10 protein-coding genes are annotated in these 12247 nt (G+C 41.1%); 4 read left to right on the forward strand and 6 right to left on the reverse strand.

What is annotated here, in order from left to right; genetic code table 11:
• Positions 1-67: 67 nt before the first annotated feature.
• The 4 genes from HMPREF9448_RS02000 (at position 68) to fmt (ending at position 4848) form a co-directional block, all read left to right on the forward strand.
• Complete coding sequence (locus HMPREF9448_RS02000) at positions 68-631, forward strand: L-threonylcarbamoyladenylate synthase (RefSeq protein ID WP_040295907.1); 564 nt, start codon at positions 68-70, stop codon at positions 629-631.
• The gene (locus HMPREF9448_RS02005; RefSeq protein ID WP_008860910.1) at positions 628-2040 is read left to right on the forward strand and encodes a sugar transferase; all 1413 of its coding nucleotides are present in this window, start codon (positions 628-630) and stop codon (positions 2038-2040) included. Before HMPREF9448_RS02000 ends, HMPREF9448_RS02005 begins: the two co-directional genes overlap by 4 nt.
• A 70-nt stretch (positions 2041-2110) precedes the next feature.
• A complete protein-coding gene (locus tag HMPREF9448_RS02010) occupies positions 2111-3874 on the forward strand; it encodes a chloride channel protein (RefSeq protein ID WP_040295909.1) in 1764 nt (587 codons plus the stop codon).
• 5 nt (positions 3875-3879) lie between these two features.
• Positions 3880-4848 carry a methionyl-tRNA formyltransferase gene (fmt, locus tag HMPREF9448_RS02015; RefSeq protein ID WP_008860912.1) on the forward strand — a complete coding sequence of 323 codons (969 nt, stop codon included), beginning with the start codon at positions 3880-3882 and terminating at the stop codon, positions 4846-4848.
• Between the two features lie 8 nt (positions 4849-4856).
• Here the strand turns inward: fmt and HMPREF9448_RS02020 are convergent, their stop codons facing one another.
• From HMPREF9448_RS02020 to HMPREF9448_RS02045, 6 genes are all read right to left on the reverse strand, one after another.
• Complete coding sequence (locus tag HMPREF9448_RS02020) at positions 4857-5795, reverse strand: EamA family transporter (RefSeq protein WP_008860913.1); 939 nt, start codon at positions 5793-5795, stop codon at positions 4857-4859.
• Positions 5796-5885: 90 nt separating this feature from the next.
• Positions 5886-7244: an undecaprenyl-phosphate glucose phosphotransferase gene (locus tag HMPREF9448_RS02025; RefSeq protein WP_229033590.1), complete on the reverse strand. Its 1359-nt coding sequence runs from the start codon at positions 7242-7244 to the stop codon at positions 5886-5888.
• Between the two features lie 154 nt (positions 7245-7398).
• Positions 7399-9201, reverse strand: coding sequence for a DUF349 domain-containing protein (locus HMPREF9448_RS02030; protein WP_008860915.1), 1803 nt, complete (start codon positions 9199-9201; stop codon positions 7399-7401).
• Positions 9202-9284: 83 nt separating this feature from the next.
• Positions 9285-10127 carry a CRISPR-associated endoribonuclease Cas6 gene (gene cas6 / locus HMPREF9448_RS02035; RefSeq protein WP_008860916.1) on the reverse strand — a complete coding sequence of 281 codons (843 nt, stop codon included), beginning with the start codon at positions 10125-10127 and terminating at the stop codon, positions 9285-9287.
• 21 nt (positions 10128-10148) lie between these two features.
• On the reverse strand, positions 10149-11417 hold the full coding sequence (locus HMPREF9448_RS02040) for a M16 family metallopeptidase (RefSeq protein WP_118687458.1): 1269 nt from the start codon (positions 11415-11417) through the stop codon (positions 10149-10151).
• A 2-nt stretch (positions 11418-11419) separates the two neighbouring features.
• Entirely contained in the window at positions 11420-12241 is an 822-nt protein-coding gene (locus HMPREF9448_RS02045) for a peptidylprolyl isomerase (protein ID WP_083855829.1), read from the reverse strand.
• Positions 12242-12247 lie beyond the last annotated feature (6 nt).

Below are 12247 nucleotides of genomic sequence, written 5' to 3' on the forward strand. Positions count from 1 at the left end.
CACCATTATGCTTTCGTTTGTATTATCTTTGTTTCTTGAACAGAAACAAGAGGATATGTCCATGACAATCAACGACGATATAAAACAGGCTTGCGAGGTCATGCAGCGGGGGGGAATCATTTTATATCCCACCGACACAATATGGGGTATCGGTTGCGATGCTACCAATGCAGAAGCGGTACAACGAGTTTATAAAATCAAACAGAGAGCCGACAGCAAAGCCCTTATTATACTTACAGACAGTGAAGCGAAAGTGGAATATTATGTTTCGGAAGTACCCGAAACGGCGTGGCAACTACTCGATGTGGCCGTAAAGCCTCTTACCCTCATCTATCCCGGAGCACGCAACCTTGCAACGAATTTGCTCGCCGATGACGGAAGCATAGCCATACGCATCACAAAAGAACCGTTCTCACAACGATTGTGCCGACAGTTCAGAAAAGCTATCGTATCAACCTCGGCCAATATCAGCGGGAATGCGGCTCCCCATAACTTTTCCGAAATATCGGACGAAATAAAAAATGCCGTCGATTATATCGTAACGGCACGCAGAGACGAAATAAAAGAGTCCCTCCCGTCGAGTATCATCAAACTCGAAGCCGACGGAACTATCAAGATTATACGAGAGTGATCAACGGTAAACGACAAATACGGAGATACGTACTGGGGGATTACCTTACATCGAATGTATCGTGGTTCCTTTTCAATATTGTCCGTTTCCATTTTCCGGGAATTGCAGCGGGCGAATCATTGAAAATGTATTTGCTTTCGCCTCGTGTCATAGAAGGACAAATACTTTTCCCGCTGTTAATGATGTGCGTTTATTATTTGTCGGGATATTACAACCAGCCTTTTTTCAAATCTCGCATTCAAGAATTAATACAGACATTGGGATCTGTATTGGTCAATACACTGTTTATATTTTTTATTGCCCTCATCAACGATGTTCTACGAATAAGAATAGACAATTACGAATTGCTACTTGCTTTATATGCTTTACAATTTGTCTGTGTATATACAGGGCGGGCCATTGTCACAGGAAATGCCACATCTATGATTCACCGCCGAAAATGGCAATTCAACACGCTTATCATCGGTTGCGGTCCCAAAGCAATCAAGCAAATGAAAGAACTCGAAGAACCCAGACAATCGCTCGGTTATCATATCGTCGGATTCATTCGGGTCAACCACGAAACGCCTGCCCCGGAAGCCGAAGGAAGGACATACCCGATAAAACAATTATCCTCGCTGTGTAAACAAAAGAACATTCAAGAGCTTGTCGTTGCCCCGGAAGAAAACGATTTAGCAGAGCTTCATAAACTTATCAATACACTATATCCACTCAACTTACCCATAAAATTGGGGACAGACGAGTTTAACATTATCTCTTCGAGAGTAAGACTAACCAACATCTATGGGGCTCCGCTCATCGACATGAGTAATTGCGCCATCTCCGAGGGAGAAAAGAATATGAAACGAGTAATCGATATCTTTGTTTCTTTTATCGCATTGATCTTACTTTCTCCTTTGTTTCTACTCTTAGCCATACTAATTAAAAAAGACTCGAACGGTCCTATATTTTACAAACAAGAGCGCATAGGTTACAGGCACAGACCGTTCAAAATTTACAAATTCCGAACGATGAAAGCCCATGCAGAAACCGGAATCCCTTTGTTATCGGAAGAAAACGACAAGCGGGTTACTAAAATAGGGAAAGTATTACGGAAATACAGATTGGACGAATTACCACAGTTTTGGAATGTATTGAAAGGAGACATGTCTCTCGTAGGTCCGAGGCCCGAACGGGAATACTTTATCCGTCAAATCGTCGAACGAGCTCCTTATTACGTATTATTGCATCAGATACGCCCCGGAATCACATCGTGGGGAATGGTAAAATACGGATATGCTCGAAACGTCGATGAAATGATAGCCCGGTTGAAATACGATATTCTTTACTTGGAAAATATGTCTTTGCTGGTAGACCTCAAAATTATCATCTACACCATCAGAACCGTTATTACAGGAAAAGGAGTATAAATAAACATATATGATTGAAGACGAAGATATAGAAATAGAAGATACCCAAAGGGAAGATAGGCACGATTTGATGATGCGGCTGTTGATGTGGAGGGAAAAACACATCAATGAACACAATTTCGTTTTAATTCTCAGTTTTATTATCGGAATTTGTACTGCCGCCGCTGCTCTTATTCTTAAATTTCTCATACATTTTATACAACAGTTGCTAACATCGCATTTCAATGCCGACAGCGCCAACTATCTTTATCTCATATACCCGATAATAGGTATTTTATTGGCCGGCTTGTACGTACGTTACATTGTAAAAGACGATATCAGTCATGGTGTCACCCGCATACTTTATGCCATATCGCAAAAGAAAAGCCGGCTTAAACCACATAATATGTACACATCGGTCATCGCGAGTTCTATCACAATCGGATTCGGAGGATCGGTCGGAGCGGAAGCTCCCATCGTTTATACTGGGGCTGCGATCGGTTCGAATATAGGAAGGTTGTTTCGCCTCGACCAACGATTACTAATGCTTTTGGTGGGTTGCGGAGCTGCCGCCGCCATTGCGGGAATATTCAAGGCCCCCATCGCCGGAATCTTGTTTACACTCGAAGTACTGATGATCGATATGACTGCAACTTCGGTTTTACCTTTACTCATCTCGTCGATTACCGCAGTCACTGTTTCTTATATCTTTACCGGATACAATGCCGAATTTAGTTTCGTCCAAACCGAACCGTTCGTCGCCGCCCGCATACCATACGTTATTTTTCTCGGTTTCTTTTGCGGATTTGTTTCTCTTTATTTTACCCGCATTATGAACCGTATGGAAGATATATTCCGCCGGATAGGGACTCCATGGAAAAAATTCATTCTCGGTTCGCTCATTCTAAGTTGTTCTATTTTTCTATTACCGCCACTGTACGGCGAAGGTTATGGAGCCATTACCAGCTTGCTGAACGACAATCTCAAACAACTGGCCGAAGGGAGTTTATTTTATACTGAGAATGGAAATATGTGGGTCATGATGCTCTTCTTGGGACTCATCATACTCGTAAAGGTATTAGCGACCAGTGCGACCAATGGCGGAGGTGGTGTGGGAGGAACCTTCGCACCCAGTTTGTACGTAGGGTGTTTCGCAGGCTTCTTCTTTGCCTATGTTCTTAATCATACAGGACTATTACCCATGGAGCTTTCTGACAAAAATTTCGCATTGATGGGTATGGCAGGAGTCATGGCCGCTGTTATGCACGCCCCGCTCATGGCTATTTTCTTGACAACAGAACTTACCGGTGGGTATGATTTATTCCTGCCGTTAATGATTACCTCGACCGTAGCTTATGCAACGATAAAAGTGTTCGAACCACATAGCATATATACCATGCGTCTGGCAAAAAAAGGAGAACTACTCACCCATCACAAGGATAAAGCCGTACTTACTCTTTTGAAGATGGACAGTGTCATCGAAAAAGATTTTATCGAAGTACACCCGAATATGAGTCTCGGAGACATGGTAAAGGTTATCTCGCAATCCCATCGTAACATATTCCCGGTAACCGACAATGACAATACATTATTAGGCATCGTCATACTCGACGACATACGCAATATCATGTTTAGGCCAGAACTGTATAACCGTTTCTATGTCAGAAAATTCATGACCATGCCCCCAGCCAAAATAGAAATAGGGAGCAACATGGATAATGTCATGAAATTATTTGACCAAACCAACGCATGGAATCTACCTGTCGTAGAAAACGGGAAATATATCGGGTTTGTTTCCAAATCAAAAATTTTCAATTCGTACCGGCGGGTACTCGTTCACTTTTCTCAAGATTAAAAACAATGGAAAAACAAGATTTACGCATCATCTATATGGGTACTCCCGACTTCGCTGTCGAGAGTCTGAAACGCCTTGTCGAAGGAGGATACAATGTCGTGGCTGTTATTACCATGCCTGACAAACCGGCCGGCAGAGGCCACAAAATACAATACTCTCCGGTCAAAGAATACGCTCTTAGCCGAGGTTTACCGATTCTACAACCGGAGAAACTGAAAGACGAGTGCTTTATCGAACAGTTGAGAGAGTTACACGCCGACCTGCAAATTGTAGTAGCTTTTCGCATGCTTCCCGAAATCGTATGGAACATGCCCCGTCTGGGTACTTTCAATTTACACGCTTCGCTTTTACCTCAATACAGAGGAGCCGCTCCTCTCAACTGGGCTATTATCAACGGCGACACAGAAACAGGAATCACGACATTCTTCCTCAAACACGAAATCGATACGGGCGAAATCATACAGCAACGAAGAATCCCTATACTTCCCGAAGATAATGTAGGGACAATACACGACAAACTAATGACATTGGGCGCCGATATGGTAGTCGAAACTGTCGATGCCATTATCTCCGGGAATATCACCCCTATCGATCAAGCCTCTATCCAAACTAACGAACCCTTACGGCCTGCGCCCAAAATATTTAAGGAAACATGCCATATCGACTGGAAAAAGACAAGCGAGCAAATCCATAACCTCGTGAGGGGACTGTCTCCCTATCCGGCCGCATGGTGCGAATGGATATCGCCGGATAATAATCGTTTCGGAGTAAAAATATACCGTACAACCCCCCTACCCTCCAAACATAACTATGCACCGGGGTCTATACACACAGATGGAAAAAATCATATTGACATAGCTTGTACCGACGGATTTATACGGATAGAAGAGTTACAACTCGCTGGGAAAAAGAGAATGGCTGCACCCGATTTATTACGGGGTTTTCATCTTAACGACGAATTTCGTTGCGAATAAAAAGCCGATTACTTCCTACGTACCGGAACAGTATGCACAACATGTCCGATAAAAGAAACAATTTTACGGGGAGAAAATGATTTCGCCGCAACAATGAGAATTACGGCAACAAGGATCATAAATATACCGATTCCCAACCGCAACGTAAAAATCTCACCAAACACAGTCACACCGATAATCACGGCAGAGAGAGGCTCCAATGCACCCATAATAGCCGTAGGTGTAGAACCGATAGCATGAACGGCCATAGTCATCGTCACCAAAGAAATAACCGTAGGGACCAAAGCTAACATGATAGCAAACAGCCACATACGTGGAGTAGTAAGCGGTTGCAAATAATTACTTCCGTCGAAAAACGAATGAAAGACTATGGCTACCATACAAAACAGCAAGACATAAAAAGTCAGCTTTATAGATGAAAGTTTTATCGACGACTGATTGATTACGACAATATAAAGGGCATAAGTTAACGATGCAATCATAACCAACGATACGCCCAAACCATTTAATCCGGCTCCTGTTCCTCCCCGGTAAAGCAAAGCTATCCCCGATAGAGCAAGAATAATCGAAAACATAGTCACTGGCGATATACGCTCCTTAAAGAATAGAGACATAATGACAGCTACCATTATAGGATACACAAACAACAAAGTCGAAGCTATACCGGCATCCATGTGGTGAAAACTCGTATAAAAAGTCAGAGAAGACACAGCAAACAAGATTCCTAACAAACACAATGCTTTCACCTCTTTGCGAGACAATCTAAATGACTGTTTCTGAATAAACAGAATACATGCCAAAACAACTGCTGCCAATGAAAAACGATAAAACAAAACCGAATTCGAATTCAATCCTTCTTGATATAAGAATAATGCCCCCAACGGGTTTGTTCCATAACTGACCGCAGAAACAATTCCTAATATTGTACCCTTGACTTTCAGATTCATCTTACTTTATTTTTCGGGGTGCAAAGATAGCAAATCTCCAAAAGAAAGAATTATTTTTATAGGACTTTTTCTGCTTGTTATAAAACCCTCTTAGAATGCATTTTTTTCTCCACGAAAAGCATTCACGACAGTGAGGAATATAATCTTGATGTCGAGCCAAAAATTCCAATGTTCGATATACCAAACGTCATATTCTACCCGACGTTCCATCTGCCACAACTCCCGAGTCTCCCCTCTATACCCGTTTACTTGTGCCCAACCGGTAATGCCCGGTTTAATAAGATGACGAAGCATGTATTTATCTATAATCTTCGAATAATCCTGCGTATGTTTCACCATGTGAGGACGCGGACCAACGACCGACATATCCCCCACAAAAACATTGATAAATTGAGGTAATTCGTCCAAACTCGTCTTCCGTAAAAATTCTCCGACTCTTGTTTTTCTAGGATCATGACGAGAAGCCTGCAACTGATCGCTATTAGCATTGACTTTCATCGTCCGAAACTTATAGCAATTAAATTCTTTCCCCTTAAATCCTGTCCGTTTCTGCTTAAAAAATACTGGACCCGGAGACGACAATTTAACGGCAATAGCAATAGGAGTGAAAATAATGGGAGAACAAACCAGTACAATTGATGAAAACAATAGATCGAACACCCTCTTCAAGAAACGCGAAAAGATATTTTGTAAAGGTTCTGGATGCAACGAAAGAACCGGAACATTACCCACTAACTGAAATTCGAGCTGACGATGAATATATCGACCGACATCGGGAACCATATAAAACGAAATATTACTGGCTTCGGAAAACTTCAATAACCGAGTTATCTTTTCTTCTTGCCTCATCGGTAACGCACAATAAATCTCATCGACTTTATTTTCTATCACGAAATCCTCGACAGAAGAACAGTCCCCTTGAAAATTCGGCAAAGATTTCTTTAACGACAGATTATCATCGAAAAAGCCCATAAATTTATAGCCATATCCGGCATCGGAACGTAACTCGTCTAATAATTTTATACCCATAGCCCCGGCTCCTACAATAACTACTTTCTTGAAGTTATAGCCTTTCCGTCGAAAATATTTCAAAAGTTTTCTCGATCCGATCCACCACACGGCCAACAAGACCGATAGAAGCAAATAGAACCTCAACAATACTCGCGCTCCAATATTATCGATTTGCAAAAAGAATATCAATAATAGAAAAACCGCTAAGTGGCACAACACGGCCTGTGTAACTTTTATCAAGACTCTATCGACATGTAAAATACGCAATTCATGTATTTTTGCAAAAAGTGAAAATACCGGGAAATAAGAAAGATTAAGTAACAGCCATATTATTTTCACACCAAATCCGCCGTCGAATCCGCCACCCCAATAACAAACTACGGCATAGGCAATATTCAAGCAAAAGAAGTCGCCGATAACAATCAGTGACTTTATCATATGTCCATACCGCCCACGTGCCATTCTCTCTTTCTTACTTTTTTACACGACTAACTACATAAATATTTTTCAGAGAGCTTTACTTTTCTCCCGGAAATAACAGGGCAACTCCAATTTATTGAGCCGCCCTGTTTATAAAATACGTTGTTCTTAATTACAAGTTCTTATCTATAAGTTGCACTTTTTGTTCGATAAGCTGCATATCCTCTCGAATTTTTTGCATTTTCCGTTCCATCTCTTTTAACAAGCCACCGGATTTCTTCGAAGATATATTCAAAAATCCTATATTATTCTCATAGGTTTTCAACTCGCCTTTTTTCTGTTCATACATGCGCAAAAGTCTTTCTCTCTCCCGATAGAGTTTATCGTGGTTCGTATCGGCCATTTGCTGTACCGTAGCCGAGAAGTTACTTAACCGATTGCGATTCTCATTCATATTCAAACGGGAGAAAAGAGTATCGAGTAAAGACTGATATTCTTTATATATTTTATCTTTCTCTTTAAAAGGTACATGACCGATCGAATTCCACAGAGCCATCAAGTCACGAACTATTTTGACGGCTTCTGTACTATCCATAGATTCATCTATCTCTTTCAATTTATCGATAATACCCCGCTTGTTTTCCAAGTTTTCTTGTTCTACTTGTCGAGTGGAAGCCAATTGTTCATTCTTTTGCGCAAAGAAATAATCACATGCCGTAACAAAACGTTTCCAAATAGCATCGGAATGTTTTTTAGCCACAGGGCCTATTGTTTTCCATTCTTTTTGCAAAGCGACAAGAATGTCGGCAGTAGCTTTCCAATCAGTACTGTCTTTTAATGCCTCTGCTTTTTCACACAACGCTTTTTTCTTTTCGAGATTCTCTGCCATTCTTTCCTTGACAGCTTTGAAGTACTCGGCTTTTTTTGCAAAAAATTCATCGCAACTTTTACGGAATCTCTCGAATAACTGATTATTCATCTTCCGTGAGGCAAACCCCAACGTTTTCCATTTACCTTGTAAATCGAGAACTTGCTTCGTAGCATCGTCCCATTGAGCAAAAGAAGTCAATAAACTTAAATCCATCGACTCGATTTCCTCACATAAAGCAATCTTGGCTTCTTCATTTTTACGTTCCACTTCTTTACGCGCCTCAAAAAAACTTTGATAGCGTTTATTTACTTCTGTTGAAGCATCTTTAAACCTATTCCACAAATCTTCTCTCAGCTCCTTGGCGACGGGACCTATTCCGCGCCATTCGTCATGCAATAATTGTAATTGCTTAAATGCTGCTACAACATCGTCATTTGCCAATAATGCTTCTGCTGCATCACAAAGAGCGGTCTTCTGTTCCAGATTTTTCTTGAAATCATAATCCCGTAACTCTTTATTTATTTTCAACAAGTCATAAAAATTCTCGACGTAAGACTGGAACTTTTTCCAAAGACCAGACACCGCCGCCGAGGGTAATTCGCAAGGCTCTTTGAACGATTGCTGCAACTCTTGAAAACGGGTATATTGTCTGTTTATATTATCCGAATCTTCGGTAATAGATTTCATCTCTTCCAAAATTTGTTGCTTACGCTCCAAATTTTCTTCTCTTTGCTTTTCGAGCAAGGCCGTATATTCGGCTTTTTTCTCTCGAAAAACAGATAACAAAGACTTTAATGTTTCCTCCTGTTCATCGGGCATTGGCACAAATTCAGCCCCTGGGTTACCCGCGGCTATAAAGGCGTTACGAGCCTCTTCTATTTCAATTTTTTTCTGTTTATAATAAGCCTGTTTCAGTTCGTCAACTTCATCTTTGACTTCTTCAACCGAACCTTCTACCAGTTTTCTCAACGAGTCTATAATTTCTTCTCTCGAAAGCCGTGAAGTCGATTGTACCGAATTTTGTTCCTCCTCGGCGGGAGTAATAGTTTGACCTGCAAGAAGTTCTTCTGTATTCATGTCAGGTTTTTCAAGCGCTGTTGTCATAGTATAATCTATTTTTATGAGGAATAAACTCTCTATTATCTATACAAATTAAAAAAAATATTTTGTCATTTCATACAAAAAAATCATATTATTTTCACAGAAGTATCGTCTTTTTCATCAGAAAGGAAATTTTGGTCATTAGGAGTCGTATCTTGACGAAGAATCTCTACACAACCAAAACCAAGATTTACTTTCTCCCCTATTCCCGTTTCATACATTATCTGATGGAGAATAGGACTCATCGATAATTTGAATTTATACATATATCCTATAACTTTCGACTCTTCGGGAGTAAACCGCATCATAAAAATTCCTTTTCTTTTCGGTTCGGAAAGCAAACTCCATGAAAATCCTGTATCACCATCAAAAGGCCGACCGAAAATCTTTTCATATTTTCCCAGCACCGAGCGATAAAAACAATCGGCATACCCGGGATAATCGGGCCCGACATATTCCATGCTCCGATTGGGGCGAGCCACCATAAACACGATTGGAGATAAAGCCAAATACTCTGCTTCCTCTCCAAACTCAGGAGCCGGACATTCAACGATATCTTCGACCTCTAACTCCACCCGACTACGCCTATCCCCAAGTACAAAAGTTTCTCCCGAAAAAAGTTGCTTTACAAACTCGTGAGTTCCCCGAACAGGCAAAAAAGAAATCCACATTTGAACCCTCTTCACCAAAATATGTAATCTGTCATACTCTACCCGAATGCGGGGGATATATAAATTTGAAAACGAAAACAAGCGATTACGGCAATCATCGATCGGTGCGAAACCGTTGCTCGAAAGCCAGTGTAAATATAGCTCGAAATTTTCCCGAATACGACGATATACAGCTGCCGACAATTCGTATTGGTAGCTTACAGGCAAAACACTACCAAAACTTTCCGATTTAACCGACAACACTAACTTAAAACGCATAGTACTATTCTATATCTTTTATCAATCAGAGACATCTGTTATTATTTCTCGTTTTGCATGTACCGATTTGTACCATAATGTAGAACTATTTTCCGGGACAAACAATTTTTCCGCAATACGCCGCAAATCGAAAGGGGTAAGTTTTTTATATTTTTCAACTTCTGTATCAATATTTTCCGCTCCACCCAACAATTCATAATAAGCTAAATTGGTGGCTTTATTCAGATAGTGCAAATTGGAAAACAAATCGTTTGATTCAAAACGATTTATCACCTTATCCAATTCCCTTTGCTCCAACAGTTCTTCCCTCATTCGTCGCAATTCCATTTCAATGGCTTCTTCTCCCTGCTCCAACGAAATTCCCGGTGATAGTTTCCCTTTCAGTAAAAACAAACCGGGCTCTATATCACCGGTAATAGAAGAATCTATTTCTGTAAATAGTTTCTTTTCCATCACCAACCGTCTATACAACCGAGAGGATCGACCGGAAGCCAATACATCGGAAAGAGCATCATACCCCTGATAATCGGGATGCTTACGGTCTACCATATGATAGGCCTTAAAAATCGCATCTAAGGGAACCTCTCTTTCCACTATCTTTTTATGAGGTTTTGTCTGAACCGGCTCCTGAGGTAAATCGCGGCAAGCGACTTCTCTTCGAGAAATAGGAGCAAACCATTTCTCACAAAGCAATATGGCTTCATCGAATGGTAGGCTTCCCGAAATACTCAATATCGCATTGTTGGGCGCATAATGGGCAAAAAAGAATTCTTTTACTTCTTCCAATGATGCATTACCAATATGCGAAGTATTTTTCCCGATAACAGGCCACCGATATGGGTGTACCCGATAAGCCATCGGTCGCAATAGCAAGAACGAATCTCCATAGGGTTGGTTCAAATTACGTTGCTTGAACTCTTCTATAACGACTTGTTTCTGTACAGACAAAGACTCGGAAGAAAAAGCAAGGCTTAACATTCTATCCGACTCCAACCAAAATGCCGTCTCGGCATTATGCGTAGGTACTACCGTATAGTAATTGGTCACATCGTTACTTGTCCACGCATTATTCTCTCCTCCTGCTTTTTGTAGAGGGGTATCGAAATCGGGAATATTCACAGACCCACCAAACATGAGATGCTCGAACAAATGTGCAAATCCTGTCCGCTCCGGCGATTCGTCCTTCGAACCGACATCATAAAGCAGATTCAACGCAGTCATTTTCGTAGAGCCATCGTAATGATGAATGATGCGCAATCCATTAGGCAATATGTGACGACGAAACGATATCACTATTTGACCACTTTCATTTTCAAGATTTTGACATCGGTTTTAGGCCTGTCGGCAGAGCCTGTTTCGACTTGTTGTATCTTGTCTACAACCTCCATTCCGTCTATCACTTCACCGAAAACAGTATATTCACCGTCTAAATGAGGCGTTCCGCCAACAGTCGTATAAGCTTCACGTTGCGCCTGCGTGAGCGTCCGCTTTCCTTCCTTCTTAATTTGTTCATAAGTTTGAGCGATCAATGTATCTTGCAACGCTTGCAGTCCCTGCATATCACGATTTCTACGCATATTCATGATTTCCTCCCTATGATTTGCCGCCAACGACTGAAAAACCGATTGCTCTTGCTGCATCTGCATTTGACGTTCCAGCTGGTCAATCTGTCCCGGATTAAAAACTTTCCCCGTGACAATATAAAACTGGGAACCCGATGAGGCCTTATCTGGATTTACCTGGTCTCCCTGCCGAGCCGCGGCCAAAGCACCCCGTTTATGAAAATATTTCGGATAAACGAACTCTGCGGGAATAGTATATCCCGGGTCACCCGTACCTAACATTTTTCCTGCCGGAGCATTTTTGGACGTGCCATCGCCTCCTTGAATCATAAACTCATTAATCACTCGATGAAACAAAGTCCCGTCATAATATCCTTCCTCGACCAACTTTATAAAATTATCACGGTGAGCAGGTGTATCATCATAAAGTTTTACTTTTATATTCCCCAAAGACGTTTCCATAAGGACAACCGTTTCCTTATGACTTCTCGACTCACAACTCATACTGATTATTATAGTTAATAACAAAATAAAATAAATCTTCTTATCCATACAATT

The sequence above is a fragment of the Barnesiella intestinihominis YIT 11860 genome, from assembly GCF_000296465.1.
GTDB classification, from domain to species: Bacteria; Bacteroidota; Bacteroidia; order Bacteroidales; family Barnesiellaceae; genus Barnesiella; species Barnesiella intestinihominis.